Origin of the sequence: Kitasatospora sp. HUAS MG31 (assembly GCF_040571325.1) — a bacterium.
In the GTDB taxonomy this organism is placed as follows: Bacteria; Actinomycetota; Actinomycetes; order Streptomycetales; family Streptomycetaceae; genus Kitasatospora; species Kitasatospora camelliae.
On sequence record NZ_CP159872.1, the window covers coordinates 5,796,160 to 5,816,673 of the forward strand.

General features: G+C 74.4%; 17 protein-coding genes. 5 read left to right on the forward strand and 12 right to left on the reverse strand.

What is annotated here, in order from left to right:
* Positions 1 to 47 precede the first annotated feature (47 nt).
* The 6 genes from metC to ABWK59_RS25910 form a co-directional block, all read right to left on the reverse strand.
* Positions 48 to 1,238 (reverse strand): cystathionine beta-lyase, encoded by a 1,191-nt coding sequence (metC, locus tag ABWK59_RS25885; RefSeq protein ID WP_354643015.1) that lies wholly within the window; start codon positions 1,236 to 1,238, stop codon positions 48 to 50.
* Positions 1,235 to 2,548, reverse strand: a complete 1,314-nt coding sequence (locus ABWK59_RS25890; protein ID WP_354643016.1) for an MFS transporter — start codon at positions 2,546 to 2,548, stop codon at positions 1,235 to 1,237. The genes metC and ABWK59_RS25890 overlap by 4 nt, the downstream gene beginning before the upstream one ends.
* A 3-nt stretch (positions 2,549 to 2,551) precedes the next feature.
* Positions 2,552 to 3,460: a sulfurtransferase gene (locus tag ABWK59_RS25895; RefSeq protein WP_354643017.1), complete on the reverse strand. Its 909-nt coding sequence runs from the start codon at positions 3,458 to 3,460 to the stop codon at positions 2,552 to 2,554.
* Positions 3,457 to 4,671: an ATP-grasp domain-containing protein gene (locus tag ABWK59_RS25900; protein ID WP_354643018.1), complete on the reverse strand. Its 1,215-nt coding sequence runs from the start codon at positions 4,669 to 4,671 to the stop codon at positions 3,457 to 3,459. The genes ABWK59_RS25895 and ABWK59_RS25900 overlap by 4 nt, the downstream gene beginning before the upstream one ends.
* A 12-nt stretch (positions 4,672 to 4,683) precedes the next feature.
* The gene (locus tag ABWK59_RS25905; protein ID WP_354643019.1) at positions 4,684 to 5,946 is read right to left on the reverse strand and encodes a radical SAM protein; all 1,263 of its coding nucleotides are present in this window, start codon (positions 5,944 to 5,946) and stop codon (positions 4,684 to 4,686) included.
* 204 nt (positions 5,947 to 6,150) lie between these two features.
* Positions 6,151 to 7,320 (reverse strand): ATP-grasp domain-containing protein, encoded by a 1,170-nt coding sequence (locus ABWK59_RS25910; RefSeq protein ID WP_354643020.1) that lies wholly within the window; start codon positions 7,318 to 7,320, stop codon positions 6,151 to 6,153.
* Positions 7,321 to 7,678: 358 nt separating this feature from the next.
* Here ABWK59_RS25910 and ABWK59_RS25915 point away from each other — a divergent pair, with 358 nt between their 5' ends.
* From ABWK59_RS25915 to ABWK59_RS25925, 3 genes are all read left to right on the forward strand, one after another.
* Positions 7,679 to 8,731: a 2-dehydropantoate 2-reductase gene (locus ABWK59_RS25915; protein WP_354643021.1), complete on the forward strand. Its 1,053-nt coding sequence runs from the start codon at positions 7,679 to 7,681 to the stop codon at positions 8,729 to 8,731.
* Positions 8,732 to 8,876: 145 nt separating this feature from the next.
* Positions 8,877 to 9,884: an NADP-dependent oxidoreductase gene (locus tag ABWK59_RS25920; RefSeq protein ID WP_354643022.1), complete on the forward strand. Its 1,008-nt coding sequence runs from the start codon at positions 8,877 to 8,879 to the stop codon at positions 9,882 to 9,884.
* A gap of 108 nt (positions 9,885 to 9,992) precedes the next feature.
* The gene (locus ABWK59_RS25925) at positions 9,993 to 11,306 is read left to right on the forward strand and encodes an RDD family protein (protein WP_354643023.1); all 1,314 of its coding nucleotides are present in this window, start codon (positions 9,993 to 9,995) and stop codon (positions 11,304 to 11,306) included.
* Positions 11,307 to 11,430: 124 nt separating this feature from the next.
* On the opposite strand, the gene ABWK59_RS25930 is transcribed toward ABWK59_RS25925, so the two are convergent.
* The 6 genes from ABWK59_RS25930 to ABWK59_RS25955 form a co-directional block, all read right to left on the reverse strand.
* Entirely contained in the window at positions 11,431 to 11,610 is a 180-nt protein-coding gene (locus ABWK59_RS25930; RefSeq protein ID WP_354643024.1) for a DUF6059 family protein, read from the reverse strand.
* Positions 11,611 to 11,666: 56 nt separating this feature from the next.
* A complete protein-coding gene (locus ABWK59_RS25935; protein WP_354643025.1) occupies positions 11,667 to 13,493 on the reverse strand; it encodes an acyltransferase domain-containing protein in 1,827 nt (608 codons plus the stop codon).
* 146 nt (positions 13,494 to 13,639) lie between these two features.
* Positions 13,640 to 13,894, reverse strand: a complete 255-nt coding sequence (locus tag ABWK59_RS25940) for an acyl carrier protein (protein ID WP_354643026.1) — start codon at positions 13,892 to 13,894, stop codon at positions 13,640 to 13,642.
* Between the two features lie 53 nt (positions 13,895 to 13,947).
* The gene (locus ABWK59_RS25945; protein WP_354643027.1) at positions 13,948 to 15,159 is read right to left on the reverse strand and encodes a ketosynthase chain-length factor; all 1,212 of its coding nucleotides are present in this window, start codon (positions 15,157 to 15,159) and stop codon (positions 13,948 to 13,950) included.
* Complete coding sequence (locus ABWK59_RS25950) at positions 15,156 to 16,421, reverse strand: beta-ketoacyl-[acyl-carrier-protein] synthase family protein (protein WP_354643028.1); 1,266 nt, start codon at positions 16,419 to 16,421, stop codon at positions 15,156 to 15,158. Before ABWK59_RS25950 ends, ABWK59_RS25945 begins: the two co-directional genes overlap by 4 nt.
* A 423-nt stretch (positions 16,422 to 16,844) precedes the next feature.
* The gene (locus ABWK59_RS25955; RefSeq protein WP_354643029.1) at positions 16,845 to 17,642 is read right to left on the reverse strand and encodes an AfsR/SARP family transcriptional regulator; all 798 of its coding nucleotides are present in this window, start codon (positions 17,640 to 17,642) and stop codon (positions 16,845 to 16,847) included.
* Positions 17,643 to 17,891: 249 nt separating this feature from the next.
* On the opposite strand from ABWK59_RS25955, the gene ABWK59_RS25960 reads away from it, so the two are divergent.
* Together ABWK59_RS25960 and ABWK59_RS25965 are read left to right on the forward strand one after the other, a co-directional pair.
* On the forward strand, positions 17,892 to 18,185 hold the full coding sequence (locus ABWK59_RS25960; protein WP_354643030.1) for a hypothetical protein: 294 nt from the start codon (positions 17,892 to 17,894) through the stop codon (positions 18,183 to 18,185).
* Entirely contained in the window at positions 18,182 to 20,458 is a 2,277-nt protein-coding gene (locus ABWK59_RS25965; RefSeq protein WP_354643031.1) for a TOMM precursor leader peptide-binding protein, read from the forward strand. Before ABWK59_RS25960 ends, ABWK59_RS25965 begins: the two co-directional genes overlap by 4 nt.
* The last annotated feature ends 56 nt before the right edge of the window (positions 20,459 to 20,514 follow it).

Here is a 20,514-nt window from a genome sequence, read left to right on the forward strand (position 1 = left end):
TTCCCCTGCGCGCAGTTCCACGCGCCCCTGGGGGTGCCCGGGTGCCCTCAGCCGTGGCGGGTGGTCAGTTCGGTGAAGGCGTGGTCGAGGTCGGCCAGGAGGTCGGCCGGGTCCTCGAAGCCGGCGTGGACGCGGAGCAGGGTGCCGGCCGGTCGCCGGGTGCCCGGGAGGCGGTGGGCGAGGGAGTCGGCGGGCACCATGAGGCTCTCGAACCCGCCCCAGCTGTGCCCCAGGCCGAACAGGTGGAGCCGGTCGAGCATGGCGTCCACCGCGGGCTTGCCGAAGCGCCCGTCCAGGACGACCCCGAACAGCCCGGCGGCGCCGGTGAAGTCCCGCTGCCAGAGCCGGTGGCCGCGGTCGCCCGGGAGCGCCGGATAGACCACCTCCACCACCTCCGGGCGGTCCCGCAGCCAGGTGGCCAGCTCCACCGCCTGCCGCTGGTGCTGCTGCAGCCGGACCCCGAGGGTGCGGATGCCGCGCAGCCCGAGGTAGACGTCGTCGGCGCCGGCGCACTGCCCGAGCCGGATCGCCGCGCCCCGCACCGTGGCGTAGGTGTCCTCGGTGCAGACGATCGCGCCGAGGATGCTGTCCGCGTGGCCGGTCAGGTACTTGGTGGCGGAGTGGACCACCACGTCCGCGCCGAGCGCGAGCGGGCGGCAGAACGCGGGCGTGGCCCAGGTGTTGTCGATGACGGTGACCACGTCCCGGGACCGGCACACGGCCGTGATCGCGGGGACGTCCTGGACCTCGAAGGTGGTGGAGCCGGGTGACTCCAGGTACGCCAGGCGGGTCTCCGGGCGCAGCAGTTCCTCGATGCCCGCGCCGATCTCGGGGTCGTAGTACTCGGTCACCACCCCGAGTGCGGCCAGGGAGTCGCAGAACCGGCGGGTGGGGACGTACACCGAGTCGCTGACCAGGATGTGGTCGCCGGCCCGGACGAAGGACAGCACCGCGGTGGTCGCCGCGGCCAGGCCCGAGCAGGTGGCGATCGCGGCGTGGCCGCCCTCCAGCTCGGCCAGCGCCGTCTCGAAGGCCCGCCCGGTGGGGGTGCCGAACCGGCCGTACACCGGGTGGTTGCGCTTGAGGGGGTCGGACTGCGACTCCTCCATCGCGCGGACGTCCTCGTAGAGCACGGTGGACGCCCGGTGCACCGGGGGGTTCACGTAGCCGCGCTGCTCCCGGGGGTCGCTGCCGGCGTGGACGAACCGGGTGCCGGGGGCGGGGATCCGTTCGGTCACGACACCGCCTCCGACTCGACCGGCCGGTCCGTGTGCGTCGGGGCAGCGGGCGTCGGGACAGCGGGCACCGGGGCCGTGGCCGGTGGACCGTCCCCGACCGGCGGCCCGGCGGTCCGGCGGCGGGTGGAGCCGCCGAAGGCCAGGGCGAGTCCTGCCGCCAGCACGGCCTGGGCGGCGACCGCGTTCCAGAACATGCCGGGGTGGCCGGCCTTCTCGTAGTGTGCGAAGACGACGCCGCCGACCAGCCCGGCGAGGAAGCCGCCCACCCCGGTGGTCAGCCGCTGGACCCCGAAGGCGGAGGCGGGCCGGTCGGACATCCGGCCGACCACCTCCAGGTCCCCGCGGAGGAAGACCAGCACCTCGCCGAGGGTGAACAGCACGGTGCCCAGCAGCAGCGCGGGCGTCCCGCCGCGGGCCATCACGGCGGTGCCGGCCGCCATCAGCAGGAACGACCCGGTGAGCAGCCCGCGGTACCCGGTCCGGGCGATCCAGCCCGCGAGCGGCGGCTGGAGGACCACCACCATCGCGCAGTTGAGCAGCATCACCCAGCCGAGGACCCGCAGGTCGGAGAGCCCGGCGGCGTACAGGCCGATGAAGCTCTGGAAGAAGAAGTAGAGGTAGAACGCGAGGCCGTTGAAGAGCACCGGGCGCAGCACCCCGCGCAGGGAGCGCAGCCCGGTCGGGCCGGTCGGGGTGCCGGGGGCCGGCGCCGGGCGCCGTTCGACCGGCCGGGTGGCGACCTGGTGGGCCACCGTGATCAGGGCGAACAGGGCGGCCAGGCCGAGCAGCAGCAGGACCGGGTCGCGGTCGATCAGCAGCGCCGCGAGGAACGGGCCGAGGCCCATGCCCGCGTTCAGCGCGGCACTGCTGATCGCCAGGAACAGCGGCCGCAGGTCCTCGCGGACGCAGCTGACGATGTACGCCTTGTTGGCCGGCAGGTACAGCGCCGGGCCGGCGGCCACCAGGACCACGGCCGGCAGTACCAGGGCGGGCACCCGGACCGCGAGGGCGAGCAGGACGAGTCCCGACGTCCGCAGGGCCAGCGCTGCGACCATGGTCCGCTTCAGGCCGAGCCGGTCGACCACCGGGCCGCCGGCGATGCTGCCGCCGAACTGGATGAAGGTCGCCACCGCCACCAGGGCGCCGGCGGGGCCGACCGCCAGGCCGACCCCCTTCACCAGGAGCACCCCGATGAACGGGGTGATCATGTAGCTGCCCAGGGCGACCACGAAGGAGAGCACCACCAGGGCCTTCAGGCTCGGCGACAGCCCGCGGTAGGTCCGCCACCGGGCGGATACGGACGCCGGCACGGCCTACCCCCTTCCTGCCGGGTCCGCCGCTACGGCGTCCGCATCGGTACCGGTACCGGTGGCGGCACCGGCCGGGCCGTCCGCCGGACCGGCGACCACCGGCAGCTCGGAGGGCATCCCCCACTCGCTCCAGGAGCCGTCGTACACGGCCAGGTCGCGGTAGCCGGCCAGTTCGGCGCCGAGGGCGAGCACGCAGGCGGTGACCCCGGAACCGCAGCTGAACAGCAGCCGCCGGCGGTCCCCGGCGACCTCGGCGAACCGCTCGCGGAGTTCGGCGGCCGGCAGCATCAGCCCGTCCTTCTGGAGGTCGCCGAAGGGCAGGTTGCCCGCTCCCGGCATGTGGCCGCGGCGCAGTCCGGGCCGCGGCTCCTCGACTAGGCCGGCGAACCGCTCCCGGGTCCGGGCGTCCAGCACCGCGGCCGCACCGTCGGCCAGGGCCGCGGTCACGGCGGCGCTGTCCACCAGCATCCCCTCGCGCGGGGAGGCGGTGAAGTCGCCCTCGGCGGGGGTGGGTTCGACCGGGCGCAGGCCGTGGCCGGCGGCGGTCCAGGCGGGCAGGCCGCCGTCCAGGACGGCGACCCGGTCGAAGCCCATCGCCTTGAGCATCCACCAGGCGCGGGCGCTGGAGTAGATCCCGGCGCCGTCGTAGACCACGACGGTGCTGCGGTCGCCGACGCCCAGGGCGCGGATCTCCCGGGTGAACTGCTCGACCCCGGGCATCGTGTGCGGCCGCGGGTCGTCGTGGTCGGACATCGCCCCGTCGATGTCGAAGTGCCGCGCGCCGGGGATGGCGAGGCCGGCGTTCCGGTGGGCGCCGACGCCGGCGTCGAGCACCACCAGGTCGGGGTGGTCGAGCCGTTCGGCGAGCCACTGGACGGAGACCAGGGCACCGGGCAGGGAGAGCTGGGTCATCGCACACCTTCTTCGGCTTCGACGGGCCGCCACCTGGTCTCCTTGGCGAACCAGGCCGCCACGTGTTCCATGTTGGCCACCACATCCTCCTCGGTGTCCCCGGCGACCACGTAACCGGCCAGGAACAGACCGGACTTGACGCCGCCGTGGAACACCTGGCCGGCCTGACCGTGCAGCACGGTCTCGCGGACGCACTCCGGTTCCCCGCCGAGCGGCAGGTGCTCCAGCAGGCCGGACCGCGGCGGGATGTTGAGCCCGCCGGCGGGCCGGTAACCGGGCCGGTCGAAGGTCCGCTCCAGGCCGAGTTCGGCGTACAGCCACTCCTTGTCGAGGTCGAGCCCGAACACGTGCGGCACGGTGGTGCTGATCATGCCGCCGCCGGTCCGGCTGGCGATCTCGCAGAACACCACCCGGTCGTCCGGGGTGATCCACAGCTCGGCGTGGAAGGCCGTGTTGACCGGGGTCGGCAGCCCCGCCAGGACCTGACGGGTGGCGGCCACCAGCCGGTCGTACGCCGGATCGGCGGGGGACAGCGGGAGGTTGGCCACCCACTCGTCGGAGCGGAAGGACAGGCAGTCGTTCACGTAGCGGAACGGGTGCACGAAGGCCACCTCGCCGCCGATCACCAGCCCGTCCACGTGGTACATCTGGCCCTCGACGAAGGTCTCGACCAGGCTGCGTCCGCGCCAGGGCCGGCGCAGGTAGGCGTCCAGGCCGGCCTCGTCGTGGAGGATCGCGGCACCCAGCGAACCCGACTCGGAGACCGGCTTCACCACCACCGGGTAGCCGTGCTCCTCGACGAACTCCAGCAGGGTGTAGGCGGACTGGACCTCGCGGAAGGCGGGGAGCTCCACCGGGCCGCCGGCCAGGTGGTCCTTCATCGCCACCTTGTCGCGGAACGCCAGGGCGCTGGCGGGGCGCTGCCCGGGCAGGTCCAGCAGCTCGCGCAGCTGCGCGGCGCGCAGCACGTCCGCCTCGGCCCGGGCGAACACCGCCTCGACGCCCAGCTCGCGGGCGAGCCGCAGGGCGGTCTTCTCGACCAGCTGGTTGCCGTCGTATTCCTCGAAGGCGTGGACGTGCTCCAGGTGGCGGTAGCCGTCGGCGTACTCCGCCGGGGCGAGGATCACCGGCTCGACGCCGGTGCCCTCCAGCCAGCGGTCGTACGGGGTCTTGTGGTGCGGGGTCTTGGCGAAGACGAGGATGCGGCGCACGGTCCGTCCCCCTCAGCCGCGGGTCTCGACGATGGGCAGCCGGCGGCGCTGCGGCACCCGGGACTCCAGCCCCAGCTCCTCGGAGAGCTCGCGGGCGAAGCAGCCGTCCGTGTAGGCGCCGGACAGGCGCTTGGCGGTGAAGGCCTCGATCGCCTCCTCGTCGAACTCCACGGCGTAGCCGGTCTCCCCGCCCTCCACCGTGCGGACCAGGATGCCCAGGTGCGGCTCGAAGGTGTTGACGCAGCCGACCACGTCGCCGATCTTCTCCCGGCGGCGCCCCCCGGCCTCCTCCAGCACCTGGAGGTCGGCGGGGATGGCCGCGAACAGCTGGCGGCCGGCGCGGCACCAGCCGACGTGGCCGGGGAAGCCCATCGCCTTGATGCCGGAGGTGCCGAAGTCCTCGCTGACGGCGAGCTGGAAGGTCATCTCCACGCTGCCGTGGAGCTCCTTGAGGTCCAGGTAGACCTGGGCGATCTCCTCCTTGCTCATCTGCAGCTCGGCGTGCTTGCCGCCGTGCGCCGCGTAGTTGTTGAACCGGACGGTGTCCACGTCGAGCTTGTTGAAGTACCGGACGTAACGTTCCAGGGACTCCCGGCCGTGGTTGTGCCGGCCGACGGTGACGCCGATGTTCACCCGGAAGGTGTCGCCGATCTCCCGGCCCTCCGGGGCGGCCGCGCGCTGCAGCTCGTTGTACTGCGCGATCCGGGCGATGACCCGCTCGGTGTCGGCGCCGCTGAACACGCCCTTGATCGGGTAGCTGCCGTCGTCGACCACGGCCAGGTTCTCGTCGATCACGCCGTGGTAGGTGATGGAGATGGTGCCGTAGCCGCTGTCCCGGGCCAGGTCGAGCAGCTCCACCCAGTTGTCTGCCAGCAGCGGCCGGCCGCTGGTCCAGGCGTCGCCCTTGGCCATCGTCTCGGTGGGGGTGTGGTCGGCGTCCTGGCGGAACTCCCGGTTGTTGGCCGGGCCGTAGATCCGCATGAACTCGCCGTCGTAGGCGAAGCTGTCCACGTAGCGGGGGTAGACGTGGAAGCCCTGGCTTTCCAGGCCCTCCTTGATCAGCGGACCCTCCGCCATCTCGAACGAACGGTCGTACACCTTTTCGTAGTTGACGAACCAACAGTGGGTACATTTCTGGCCGCAGGTGTTCTTGCCCACCTTGGTGTCCAGGTCCAGGTAGATGTGGATGTCCTGCGGCGCGATGTCCTTGAACGGGGTGCTGAACGGCGCGTCCCCGTGGAAGTCGTAGGCGATGGGGCTGTTCTCGATGAACATGTCTCTCCTGCGGATGAGCGGATGAGCGGATGAGTCGACCGGTGTGCGGGCATGCGGGAGCACGCCGACCGGGGAGCCGGCGGACCGGACTCCGTGGTGGGGAGGGAACTCGGATGGAGCGGGCGCGCGCGGGCAGGGCCGGGCCGGGCCGCGGCGCGGGGAGGAGCGGGGAGGGTGCCGCCCCGGTGCCGGGGCGGCGGAGGGTCAGCGGAGGGTCGGGACGGGCTCGGTGGTCACGATCCGGTTGGCGGTCAGTTCGGTGATCGCGGCGGCGCACCGCCGTGGGTCGGCCGCGGTCAGCGTGGCCACGCCGAGGCGGTCCACCGAGCTGCGCAGCGGGTTGACCAGGTCGCCGACGTCCACGGTCATCGACCAGTCCACGACCGTGCCGTGGGCGAGTTCGGGCTGCGGCGCGACGGCGGTGACCCGGCCGGGCTGGGCGGTGAAGAAGACGGTGGCGGCGCAGGCCGCGGCGGGGGCCTCGGGCTCCGCCCCGGCGCCGACGGCCCAGCCGACGGCGGCCCGGCGCCAGTCCACGCCGGTGGTGAGCCGGACCAGGTCGGCGATCCCGTCCCCGCCGAGGCGGTTGTGGGTCTCGATCACGGTCACCTTGTCGCCGTCCACCTTGACCTCGGTGTGGCTCGGCCCGTCGGTCAGGCCCAGTGCGTCCAGCAGCTCCCGGACGGCCTCCTCCACCAGGGCGCGGCGCCGCTCGTCCAGGGAGAGCGGCGGCATCAGGTGGCTGAGCTCGATGAACCCGGTGGCGGTGACGCCCTTCTCGGCGATGCCCATGATGGTGTGACGCCCGCCCGAGGACAGGCACTCGATGCTGAACTCCCGCCCGCCGACGAACTGTTCGAGCAGGGTGGCGGAGGTGCGGCGGTCCTTGGGCAGGTCGCCGAGCGCGTACACCAGGTCGACCGCGCTGCTGCCGACCCCGTCCACCGGCTTGGCCACCACCTGGGCGTGCGTGGCGAACAGCCTTTCCACGGCGGCCTCGTCGTCGCCCGGGGCGAACGCCGGGTTGAGGTGCGGGGCCCGCTCCTCCAGGATCCGGCGCATCGTCAGCTTGTCGCGGGTGGCGCGCACCACGGCCGGGCTCGGCCCGGGGGTGCCCAGCCGGGCGTTGGCCGCCGCGGCCGGCTCCAGGCCGGGCTCGGTGAGCGAGACCACGGCGGTCGGGGCCAGCGGGGCGAGCACCTCGTCGACGAAGGGCAGGAAGACCGCGGGATCGCGGAAGTCCACCCGGAGGATCCGCCCGCCACCCGGATCGATCTCGGGTGCCCCGGGCAGCTGCACATGGACCAGTTCCGTGCCGAGCGACGCGGCCGCCCGGGCCACGTTCTCGTTCGCACCGATGACCACCAGGATCACGACGCATCCCCCCGCGCCCGCGTACTGCGGCCCAACGCCCCCACGACCTTTCACGTTTCGCACATGAACGAGCAACGCCACGAGCCCCCCGGCCGGCGTCCCACCGGCAGGTCGGGCGGCCGGGCAGGCCGCCGGCGATCATGCCGACGTGGTCACGCCAAGATCGCAGCGGGCATGCCAATCTGTCAATCCTTATCCGAGGGCATCACGGGCCGGGGGCGAGGAGTGGTCGAGCCGTCGTCGAGGCGTGACGGGTGCGGGCGTTGCCCCCGGCGGCCGGGGCGGCGCATGCTGTGGCCCGCCCGTCCCGCCCGTCAGCCCTGACCCGTCACGTCCGATTCGCCCGGAGGCCGCCCCGATGTCCCCGACCGCACCGCAGCAGCGCCCGAGGATCGCCGTCTTCGGCGCCGGCAGCATCGGCTGCCACCTCGGCGGCCACCTCGCGCCGTACGCCGAGGTCACGCTGATCGGCCGCCCGGCCCTCGCCGAGGCCCTGGAGGACGGTCTCACCCTGACCGCCGCCGGCCGGCCCGACCGGCGGGTCGACCGGGACGCCTTCACCCTGGCCTTCGGGCCGGAGGCCGCCGCCGGGGCCGACTACGTACTGGTCACCGTGAAGTCCTCCGGCACCGCCGCCGCGGGCCGCGAACTCGCCCCCCACCTGGGCCCGGACCCCGTCGTGGTCAGCCTCCAGAACGGGCTGCGCAACCCCGCCGTGCTGCGCGCCGAACTGCCCGGCCGCACCGTGCTCGCCGGGATGGTCCCGTACAACGTGCTGCAGACCGTCCCCGGCACCTTCCACCAGGGCACCGCGGGCAGCCTGATGGTCGAGGACGCGCCGGGGGTCGCCGGCCTGCTCGCCGCGCTCACCCGGGCCGGGCTGCCCGCCGAGGTCCGCCGCGACATGCCCGCCATCCAGCACGGCAAGCTGCTGCTCAACCTCAACAACGCGGTCAACGCCCTGTCCGGCCTCCCGCTGCGCGACCAACTCGGGCAGCGCGCCTACCGGTTGTGCACCGCGATGTGCCAGGCGGAGGCGCTGGCGGCGTTCCGCGCCGAAGGAGTCCGGCCGGCCCGGCTCGGCCCGCTGCCGACCTCCCTCACCCCCCGGCTGATGCGCCTGCCCGACCCGCTGTTCCGGCGGCTGGCCGCCGCCAGCCTGCGGATCGACGCCCGCGCCCGCTCCTCCATGTGGGAGGACCTGGAGCGCGGCCGGCCCACCGAGATCGACGCCCTCCAGGGCGAGGTGGTGGCCCTCGCCGCCCGGCACGGCCTGGCGGCCCCCGCCAACGCCCGGCTGGCCGAGCTGGTCCGCGAGGCCGAACGGGCCGGAGCCGGCGGGGCCCGCCGCTGGGACGGCGAGGAGCTGCTCGCCGAGCTGACCGCGGCAGTCGCCGCCCCCGGACGGTGAGGTCGCGCCGGCGGGTCCGCGCGGGGGAGGCCCACGGGCCCCTGGCCAGATGACTAAGCGCTTGCTTAGACTCTGCCCGTGGCCCACCGCGGGCCCGCCGTGCCCGCCCGCGCCCCCGGCCGGGCCCCGCAGCGAAGGAGTCGCCATGTCCGGAGCGAACCGCCAGATCCGCCTCGCCGGCCGTCCGGTCGGTGACGTCAGGCCCGAGGACTGGGAGCACGTCACCGCACCGGCCGACGCCCCCGGCGAGGGCCGGTTCGCGGGCCGCACCCGCTTCATCTCGCTCGACCCCGCCATGCGCGGCTGGCTCGACGACCGGCCCTCCTACCTGCCCCCGGTCGGCCTCGGCGAGGTCATGCGGGCCGGCTCGGTGATCGAGGTGACCGAGTCCAACCACCCCGACTTCAAGCCCGGCGACCACGTGGTCGGCACCTTCGGCGTCCAGGAGTACGTGGTCTCCGACGGCCGCGGCGCCGTCAAGGTCGACCCCTCACTCGCCCCGCTCCCCACCTACCTCGGCGCCCTCGGCATGCCCGGCATGACCGCCTACTTCGGCCTGCTGGACGTCGGCGCCCTCCGGGAGGGCGAGACCGTGGTGGTCTCCGGCGCGGCCGGCGCCGTCGGCACCCTGGTCGGCCAGATCGCCAAGGTCAAGGGCTGCCGGGTCATCGGCATCGCTGGCGGCCCCGAGAAGTGCGCCATGCTCACCGAGGAGCTCGGCTTCGACGCCGCCGTCGACTACCGGACCGAGGACGTCCGGGCCGCGCTGCGCACCCACGCCCCGGACGGCATCGACGTCTACTTCGACAACGTCGGCGGCGACATCCTGGACGCCGCCCTCGCCCGGCTGGCCATGCACGCCCGGGTCGTGGTCTGCGGCGCGATCAGCCAGTACAACAACGAGACCGCCGTGCAGGGGCCGTCCAACTACCTCAGCCTGCTGGTGCGGCGGGCCCGGATGGAGGGGTTCGTCGTCTTCGACTACGCCCCGCGGTTCCGCGAGGCCGCCAAGGAGCTCGCCGGCTGGATCGCCGCCGGGCGGATCAAGGTCAAGGAGCACGTGGTCCGCGGCACCGTGGACGACTTCCCGGACACCCTGCAGATGCTCTTCCGCGGCGAGAACGTCGGCAAGCTGGTGCTGGAACTCGCCTGACCCGCCACCCGCCGGGGCCTCCCCGCCGCGCACCCACGCTGGTGCCCCCGCGCGGCGGGACCTCCCGCGGCGCCTCCTCCTATGGTGGAGGTACGGGAGGCGATCGAGATGTCCGTCACGCACCGCCCCGACCCCGGCGCGGCCCGCGTCACCCCGCACGCCCTGCGGATCGCGGCCATCGCCGCCGACCTGCTGCTGGTGCTCGCCCTGACGCTGCTCCCCGGGGCCGCGGTCGCGCTGGCGGCCGGCCGGGCGGGCGGGGCCGTCCCGGCCGTGCTGGCCTTCCTGCTGGTATACCTGCTCGGCCTGGTCGGCGCCCACGCCACCCAGGTCTGGCTCACCGGCCGGACCGCGGGCAAGGCCATGTTCGGCCTGCGGGTGGTGCGTACCGACGGCTCCGCACCGCCCCCGACCGCCCGCGGACTGCTCTGGGCCGTCGGCCGCCCCTCGGTCGGCTACCTGCTGGTGGACGTCTTCGGACTGGGCGCGCTGGCCGCGCTCGGCGACCGGCGGCACCGCTGCGTGCACGACCTGGTGTTCGGCAGCGAGGTCCGGCTGACGGCCGGCGCCGACGGAGCGTCCCCGGGGACGCCCGCCCGGCGGCTGCGCGACCACCGCCAGGACCTCAAGGCCTCCGCCGCGGCCGCCCGGCAACGCCACGGCCCGGCCGTCGCCCCGTGGATCTGGCAGGCCGACCTGATCGCCCTCACCCTCACCGGCTGCCTGTTCCTCGCCGCCCGGATCCCGCTGCGGACCCGCCCGGCACCCGCCGGCGACACCCCACCCCCGCGCTGGAGCGACCGGCAGGCCACGGCAGCACCCGCCGTGGCCGACACCCCGGTCGGCTCGCTCTCCCGCGCCGGGACGGCCGTCCTCGCCGTCGGACTCTCGGCGGTCACCCTGGCTGTCGGTACCTACATCGGCCAGCGGCTGGCCCCCGCGGAGACCCCCGGCACGGCGGGTACGGCCGGCGTGGCGAGCCCTGTCGGGGACCGCGCCGGGACCGCGCCCTCCGGCGCCGCCACCTCCGCCATCCCGCAGCCCTCCGCCTCGCCCTCCGCCGGGGGCGGGCCGGTGCCGACCGCCGGGACCTACCTCGGCACCGGCGTGGCCGCCGCCGTCCAACTCCGGCTCGACCCCGCCGGGCCCGACGCCTACCGGGTCACCCTCACCCGCGCGGGCACCCCGGCACTCGACCCCGTCGGCTGTACCCAGGACCTCGGCCCGCCCACCGACCCCGCCGCCGCCACCGTGAACGGCTCCGGCGGCCACTACGAGGGACTCGCCGTCTCGGCGGACCGGGTGAAGGACGCCTGCTTCTACCAGGTCCAGCAGGTCGTCCTCCACGTCCTCGACCCCACCACCGTCGCCCTCTGCTCCCCGACCGCCGACGAATGCCCCACCTACCGCCACACCCCGTGAAACCGGCTCTGCACAGGCCTGGGGTAACCGGTCAGGCACAGACAGGGGCGCGTGGGTGCCCGATTGTCAGGCGCCTACCCGCGCCCCTTGGGGTGACCGGGTGCGTACGCGTGCCGCTGCCCCGTCAGAGGTAGCCGGCGAGGTCGCGGAGTTGGTGGGCGAGGTGGCGTTCGGTGGGGGTGAGGGGGAGGTCGGGGCGTAGGCGTTCGGGGTGGAGGGGTGGCGGGCCGTGGGTGGGTTCGGGGTCGGGTGGGGGCGGGACCCAGACCCAGATCAGGCCGGCCTCGATGACCGCCCGCCCCACGGCCCGCAGGATCCCGGCCGCCGTTCTCCGTCCCGGCCCTTCCCCGTGGTCGCCTCTCATCCGGCCGCCGTCGCCCCGGCCACCACCGGCCGGGCGACGTCCGTCCCCGCCGGTTCCTGCCGCCAGGTCCAGAGTCGGGAGAGTGCCTCCTGGTCGAGGTCGTGCCCCTCGGACCAGATCCGCGCCGCCGCGGTCAGGACGGCCCGGCGGTCGTCCTCCGGCGTCCCGGGCTTGGCCGGCAGCAGCGGGACGGCGGCGCTGGCCCCGACCCGGACCGCGCGGTGGCGGCGGGCGAAGGCGGTGAGCGTCTGCCGCGGTCCGGCCTCGACGAGCAGGACGTCGTCGGCGGCGAGGAGCTGGTCCAGGGCGGGGGCGAAGTTCACCGTGTCGGTGACCTGGCGTGCCCAGTAGCGCGGGCTGAGCGCCTCCTCGCGGCCCATCAGCTCGCCGGTGTAGCCGGAGTAGAAGGGGAGTTCGGGTTCGCGGAGGTCGAGGCCGCGGTAGGAGAGTTCCAGGGCGTCCGAGGCGGGGGCCATGGCGGGGGAGTGGAAGGGGCTGGTGGCGGGGACGGCGACCACGGTGTGCCCGTCGGCGCGGAGCCGGGAGGCGACCTCGCCGAGCGGGCCGGTGGAGCCGGCGAGCATGGTCTGCTGGCCCGCGTTGACGGCGGCGATGGCCACGTCGCCGGCGAGGTACGGCCGCAGGGTGCGCTCGGCGGCGGCGACCGCGAGCATGCCGCCGGCGGGGATCTTCACGGCCTCGGTGACCCGCTCCCGCATCATGGTGACGGCGTCCGGGAGGGAGACCACGCCGGCCAGGGTGGCGGCGACCAGTTCGCCGGCGCTGTGGCCGAGCAGGGCGACCGGGCGGACGCCCCAGCTGAGCACCGTCCGGCCGAGGGCGTAGTCGACCGCGAACAGCAGCGGCTGGGCGCGCCGGACGTCGTCGATGTCGATCACCGGGCGGTCGGAGAGCCAGTCGGCGCGGATCGCCGGGCCGTCCTCGCCCATCAGGTCGAGCACCGCGTCCACGGCGGCGGTGAACACCGGGTCGCGGCGGTACAGGCCGGCGGCCATCGCGGTGTGCTGCGAGCCCTGGCCGGGGAAGAGCAGGGCGACCGGGCGCTGGTGGCGGGTGGTGACCGCCTTGGCGGCGGCCACGTCGGCGGGGGCGCGGTGGGCGGTGGTGACCGCGGAGGCGCGGACCGGGCCGAAGGCGCGGCCGTACGGGACGGCGGTGGGCAGGCCGGCGAACGCCTCGGGGGCGAGGTCGTCGAGCAGCGAGAGCAGGTCGCGGCGGACCCGGGTCTCGTCCGGCTCGTCGGCGCCCGACCAGATCAGCAGCCGGTGGCCCTCGGTGTCGGCGGCCCGGACGCCGTTGCGCAGCGGCCGCACCACCGGGGCCTGCTCCTCGTCACCGGACAGGCCGGATTCGCCGGAGAGCCGGGAGAGCCCGGACAGCCCGGACTCGCCGGAGACGTCCGCCAGGTCCAGCACGCCGATCACCGGCCCGCCCTCGGCGACCGCCTCGGCGGCGCGGCGCAGCACCTGGACGGTGACGGCGCCGGTCTCCGGCTCGTCGAGGGTGGCGACCAGGGCGAGGTCGGCGGTCTTGGCCTGCAGTTCGCGGTGGGCGAGGCGCAGGGCCCGGCCCGGGGTGGGCTCGGTGCGGACCGGCAGGCCGCGGTGGTCGGCGGACGGGCGGGTCGGGGCGGGGAAGCCGCCGACGTACAGGACGGTGCGGGCGGGCAGCCGCTCCGGGCGGTGGTGGCCCAGGGCGTCGAGGAGCGGTCCGGGGACCTCGGCGGCGGTCCGGCGGGACGGGCCTGATCCCGTCTCGACGGTCAGCCGGCGGGTCACCGCGGTGTGTGCGGTGAGGGACATCGGTGGTCTCCTTGTGCGCTGGCGGGTGGGCAGGGGTGACCCTGGGCCGCCCCCGGTCGGAGGTCCTCGGATGGCGGGAGTCCTCGGATGTGCGACTGCCGTCCCGCCGGGGTGGCCGGCGGGACGGCAGTCGCGGGGGAGGTGCGTCAGTCGGCGGCGTTGATCAGGGCGAGCAGCGCCCGCGGGGTCTCCGCGTCGACGACCGCGTCGTCGGGGATGACGACGCCGTACTCGCGCTGGATCTGGCCGATGACCTGGAGCAGGGCGAGGGAGTCGTAGCCGAGCTCGATGAAGGGGGTGTCGATGACGTCGCCGTCCAGGTCGACGCCCTCCTCCTCGCCCGCGCACTCGCGCAGCATCCGGGTCAGGTCGGCGAGGGTGACTGCGGTGGTGATGGACATGTTCGGTCCTCTCTTGACGGTGTGTGGGCGGGGAGCGAGCTCGCGGACGGCTGTCAGGAGCTGCGACGGACGACGAGGGCGGCGTTGAAGCCGCCGTGGCCGCGGGTGAGCACCAGGGCGGTGTCCAGCCGGGCCTCGCGGACCTCGGTGACCAGGTCGATCGGGTACTCGGGGGAGGCGGTGACGTGGACGGCCGGCGGGATGACCCCGTCGCGCAGCGCGAGCAGCGCGGTGGCGACGTCCAGCGCGGAGCCGCCGGCCAGCAGCCGTCCGGTCATGGTCTTCGGGGCCGCCACCGGGACGCCGCGCTCGCCGAACAGGCCGACCAGGGCGTCCACCTCCTCGCGGTCCAGCTCGGGCACGCCCGAGGCGTCGGCGAACACCACGTCGATGTCGGCGGCGGTGAGACCGGCGTCGGCGAGGGCGTTCTCGGCGGCCCGGCGCAGGCCGGGCGGGCGGCCGCTGCCGGGCGCCGGGTCGAGGGTGGCCGCGTAGCCGGCGACCTCGCCGTAGATCCGGGCGCCGCGGGAGCGGGCGTACTCCGCGTCCTCGGCGATCAGGATCGCGCCGCCCTCACCGGGGACGTAGCCGCCGGCCTCGGCGGAGAAGGGCAGGAAGGCCCGGGTCGGGTCGTCCTCGGTGCTCAGCAGGCCGGAGGCGATCTGCGGCACCCAGCCCCAGGGGCAGACGGCCGCGTCCACGCCGCCGGAGACGACCACCGGGATGCCCTTGCGGACGTGCCGGCGGGCGTGCCCGATCGAGTCGATGCCGCCGGCCTGCTCGCTGAGCAGCACGCCGCTCGGGCCGCGCATCTTGTGCCGGATGGAGATCTGACCGGTGTTCACCGCGTAGAACCAGGCGAAGGACTGGTACGCGCTGACGTACTCCTTGCCCTGGCTCCACAGGTTCTGCAGCTCGCGCTGGCCGAACTCGACGGCGCCGCCGGAGGCCGCGGTGACCACGCCCATGGCGTACTCGGGCAGCTGGTCGGGGACGATCCCGGAGTCCTTGATGGCCCAGTCGGCGGCGGTCAGGGCGAGCCGGGTCATGTGGTCCGTCTGCGGCATCAGCCGGCTGGGGATGTGGTCCTCGGCGACGAAGCCGGGCACCTCCCCGGCGATCCGGGACGGGTACTGCTCGGGGTCGAACCGGGTGATCCGGCCGAGCCCGCTCTTGCCGGCCAGGGTGGCCTTCCAGTAGTCCTCGGTGCCGAGGCCGTTGGGTGCGGCGATCCCCAGGCCGGTCACCACCGTGGTGGCGGTCATGACAGCTTCCTCTCCGGCCGGGCCAGCAGCATCGCGCTCTGGAAGCCGCCGAAGCCGCTGCCGACGCTGAGCACGGTGTCGGTCTGCTGCTCACGGGCGACCAGCGGGATGTAGTCGAGGTCGAGCTCGGGGTCGGGCTCGTGGAGGTTGGCGGTGGGCGGCAGGATGCCGTGCTCCATCGCCAGCGCGCAGGCGGCGATCTCCAGCGAGCCGATCGCGCCGAGCGAGTGGCCGATCATCGACTTGATCGAGCTGATCGGGGTGCTGTACGCGTGCTCCCCGAGGCTGCGCTTGAAGGCGCCGGTCTCGTGACGGTCGTTCATCTTGGTGCCCGAACCGTGGGCGTTGATGTAGTCGATGCCGTCCGGGCCGATCCCCGACTCCGCCAGGACGGCGTCGATGGCCTGGGACATCTCACGGCCGTCCTCCTTGAGGCCGGTCATGTGGTACGCGTTGCAGCGGGAGGCGAAGCCCGCGATCTCGGCGTAGATGTGCGCACCGCGCTTGCGGGCCGCCTCCAGCTCCTCCAGGACGAGGATGGCCGCGCCCTCGCCGAGGACCAGGCCGCTGCGGGTCTTGTCGAACGGCCGGCAGGCGTGCTCGGGGTCGTCGTTGCGCGGGGTGGTGGCGTGGATGGCGTCGAAGCAGGCCGAGGTGATCGGGGAGATCGGGGCCTCGGTGGCGCCGGCGATCATGACGTCGGTGGTGCCCTCGCGGATCAGCTCGACCGCGTGGCCGAGCGAGTCCAGGCCGGAGGTGCAGCCGGTGGAGACGACCACGGCCGGGCCCTCGGCGCCGGCGGCGAAACCGACCTCGGCCGCCATCGAGCTGGGCACGAAGTGCCGGTACAGCTCCGGGACGGCGTACTGGTGGTCGACGTTCCACTTCTTGCCGCCGTCGCTGACCACGACGTACTCGCGCTCCAGGCTGGTGGTGCAGCCGACGGCGCTGCCCAGCGAGGTGCCGATGCGGCCCGGGTCGAGGGTGGAGAGGTCGAGGCCGCTGTCGGTGAGCGCCTCGCGGGTGGAGGCGACCGCGAACTGGGCGGCCCGGTCGAGCCGGCGGATCTCCTGCGGGCTGAGGCCGGCCGCGGTGGGGTCGAAGTCGCACTCGGCGGCGACCCGGGAGCGGAACGGGGAGGCGTCGAAGAAGGAGATCGTCCGGGTCGCCGTGCGGCCCGAGGTGAGCAGCTCCCAGTAGTTCTTCACGCCCACACCGCCGGGCGCCACGACGCCCAGACCGGTGATGACGACTCTGCGCATCGCCGCTACCTCGCCTTCATCGGGGCCGGTCGCCGCTGCGGGCTCCTGCCGGTCGGAACTGTGCGGGCCACTGTGGTTCCCTTCGGTTGGGCCGCTGCTTCATCGGTCGCGGTGGCCGGGGCGGGTTCGGGGTCTCCTCCGCGCCCCGGCCGACCGGGCCGGTCGGGGCTACCGCTCGTGACGTGCCGTCGCTAACCGGTGCCGTCATGGTTCGGGTCGGCTCTCGACACCCGCTCGGGTCCCCGTGGAGTGCCCGGAGCGGGCGGGGAGTCGGTCGGACGCGGGGAGCGGCTGCGCCGGAAGCGTGGGAATCCGTACACGAACGATCGGGTCGCCGAACCGGATCGGCGCACGCGGGGGCGGCGGATCCGGTCGGTGCGGTGCGGGTGGGGGAGACAGGCGGGGACGCGGGCTCGGCCCGGGTCAGACCACCGCGGAGGTGGTGGTCAGGTCGAGCGCGGGGTCGCCGCAGAGCACGGCGCGGTGCAGCCGCTGCAGCCGGGGCGAGGGCTCCAGGCCGAGCTCGTCGACCAGGGTGCCGCGCAGCCGCTGGTACGCCTCCAGGGCGCGCCAGGCGCCGCCCGACCGGTGGGTGGCCAACATGAGCTGTGCACAGAAGGTCTCGTGCATCGGGTGCCGGGCGGCCAGCACCCGCAGCTCCGGGATCACCTCGTTGTGCCGGCCGAGCCGCAGGTCGGCGTCGATCCGGCGCTCCAGGGTGGCCATCCGGTCCTCGTCCATCCGGAGCACCTCCAGCTCCAGCACCGGCCCGACCCGGACGTCCACCAGGGCCGGACCCTGCCACAGCGCCAGTGCGCCGCCGAGCAGTTCGGAGGCGGCGGCGAAGTCGCCGGCGTCGTACGCGGCCCGGCCGGAGGCGGCCAGCTGCTCGAACTCCAGGATGTCGGTCTGGCCGGGCTGCACCCGCAGCAGGTAGCCGCCGTGCTGGGTGACCAGGACGTCCTTGGCCTGGACGTCGGGGTCCCCGGCCAGCGCGGTGGCGATCTTGCGGCGGAGCTGGAGGATGTACGTCTGCAGCGTCGTGGCCGCGCTCCGCGGGACGTCGGTGCCCCAGATCTCCTCCATCAGCGTCGGCACCGTCACCACCCGGTCAGCCTGCAGCGCGAGCAGCGCGAGTATCTGACGGGGCTTGGCCGCGCTGGGGACGATCGAAACCCCGTGCTCGTGGGCCTTCAGCGGGCCCAGAACCTTGATCTCCATGGTGCTCTCTCCTCTCAGCCTCACCCGTCGGTCGTCCGCCCGGCGGCTCTCGTTGAAGCGTCGATCGAGCCTCGCACCAGAGAGCTCCGCAGCCCAGTGAGGGGGTCATGAGGACGACCATGAAAATGTCATGCCGCGATCGTGAGGGGAACACTGTGCTCCGGGCCGTCACGGTCCGCAGACTCCTGGCAGCAACCGAACGAGTCACATTGACCGCAGGCACACCATTCCGCTACAGGAGGCTTTCTCGTGAAGAGCACCACGGACATGCCGGTTATCGCCTGCACCACTCTGGACGACCGCCGGTTCGCCGAGCTGGCGGCCCGGACCGGCCTGGAGCCCGAACTGGCCCAGCGCTACGCCTCCGACCCGGTGGCCGTCCTGGCCGAGTTCGGCCTCTCGGCGGCCGAGCCACTGTACCTCGATGAGATCCTCACGGACGCCGAGCTGATCCTGATCGAGGACCTCGACCGGCCCGCCGCCGGGCTGGTCCCCGACAGCACCATCTCCTGGACCGCACCGGCTCCGGCGGCCGGCGCATGACGGCGTCCTCGCCCGACGCGAGACTGCCGCTCGGCTTCAAGCGGCACCTGCGCGCCGAGGTGGTGCCCGGGGAGGCGACCTACCTGCTCTCCCCCCAGGGCGTCACCGCGATGGAGGGCCGGCTGGTGGAGGTGCTCGCCCCGCTGCTCGACGGGACGCGCTCCCTCGACCGGATCCTCGACGAGGCCGGCGACGCGATGAGCGCGCTCGACGCCGGGCGGGTGCTCGGTCGCCTCGCCCGGGCCAACCTGGTGGGATACCGCAGGCCCTCGGCCGACGAGGCCGCCCACGCCTACTGGGACATGGTCGGGCAGGACGGTGCGGAGACCGCGCTCGCGGCCACCCGGGTCGAGGTGGTGACGGCCGGCCGGGTCGACGCCGCCGCGGCCCGGGCGGCCTGCCGCGAGTCGGGGCTGGCCGTGCCGGACCCGGACGATCCGGCCGGGAGCGGCGACGCGGACTTCTCGCTGGTGCTCTGCGACGACTACCTCAACCCCGAGCTGGAGCGGATCAACGCCGAACGGCTCGCCGCCGGCCGCCCCTGGCTGCTGGCCAGCCCGGGCACCGCGCAGCCCTGGGTCGGACCGGTGTTCCGGCCCGCCGAGGGCGCCTGCTGGTCCTGCCTGGCCCACCGCCTCCGCGGCCAGCGGCGCTCCGAACTCCCGCTCCAGCGGGCCCGGGGCCTCGCCGGACCGCTGGCGCGGCCGGTGGCCTCACTGCCGGCCGGCCGGGCCGTCGGCCTCCACACCGCGGTGCTCGCGGCCGTCAAGTGGCTGGCCGGGATGAGGAGTCCGGGCGACGACGCGGTGCTCACCCTGGACACCGTCCGGATGGAGTCCCGCCACCACCAGGTGGTCCGGCGGCCGCAGTGCCCCGACTGCGGCGACCCCGCCCTGGTGGCCGCCCGGGTGACCGCGCCGGTGATCCCGCGCCAGCGGGCCAAGGCCGGGTCCGCCGGCGGCGGCCACCGGGCCCTCGACCCGGCCGAGATGCTCCGCCGCCACGAGCACCTGGTCAGCCCGGTCTCCGGGGTGGTCGAGGAGATCCGCCGTAACACCCGCCTCCCGGAGGCCGTCAACTGCTACCACTCGGGCCGGAACCTGGCCATCCGGGGCGACTCGCTCCCGGGCCTCCGGCACGGCCTGCGCAGCCTCAGCGGGGGCAAGGGCACCACCGAGCTGGACGCCCGGGTCGGCGCCCTGTGCGAGGCCGTCGAGCGCTACAGCGCCACCCGCCAGGGCGACGAGCCCACCGTCCAGGACACCTACCGCGCCCTGGGCGACCGGGCCGTCCACCCCAACGACTGCCAGCTGTTCTCCGCCCGGCAGTTCGCCGAGCGCGAGCGGTGGAACACCGCCAGTTCGCCGTTCTCCCACGTGCCCCGCCCGCTGGAGGCGGACCGCCCGGTCTCCTGGACCCCGGTGTGGTCCCTCACCTCCGGCCGGCACCGCCTGCTGCCCACCGCCATGCTGTACTTCGGTGCGAACGCCGGGCACCTCGCGGACGGCCTCTGGGCCGACTCCAACGGCAACGCGGCGGGCAGCAGCCTGGAGGACGCCATCGTCCAGGGCTTCCTGGAGCTGGTCGAGCGGGACGCGGTGGCCCTCTGGTGGTACAACCGCACCCGCCAGCCCGCCGTGGACCTCGACGCCTTCGACGAGCCCTGCCTCGCCCGGCTGCGCGAGGCGTACGCCACGATGGGGCGCACCTTCTGGGTCCTCGACCTCACCTCGGACTTCGGCGTCCCGGTGATGGCCGCGGTCTCCCGGCGCACCGACCAGCCCGCCGAGGAGCTCGCCTTCGGCTTCGGGGCGCACTTCGACCCCCGGCTGGCGCTGCGCCGGGCGGTGACCGAGATGGGGCAGCTGTTGCCCCCGTCCCCGGGCCCGGGCGGCACCGGGTACGGCCTCGCCGACCGGGACCTGATCTCCTGGTGGACCGGGGCGACCGTGGCCAACCAGCCCTACCTGGTGCCGGATCCGGGGGAGCGGGGGCGCACCCCGCGGGACTGGGGCTACCGGCCGCGCGCCGACCTCAGGGACGACGTCCTGGCCGCCGAGGAGATGGTCCGGGCCCGCGGGATGGAACTGCTGGTCCTCGACCAGACCCGGCCGGACGTGGCGATCCCGGTGGTGAAGGTGATCGTGCCGGGGATGCGCCCGTTCTGGGCCCGGTACGCGCCGGGCCGGCTGTTCGACGTTCCGGTCCGGCTGGGGAGGCTCACCCGGCCCACGGATTACGGGGAGCTGAACCCGGTCCCCCTGTTCGTCTGAATCAGGGGATGTTCCGTCAGTTGCTGTGGATGTACCTAGAGTTGCGATGTACCATC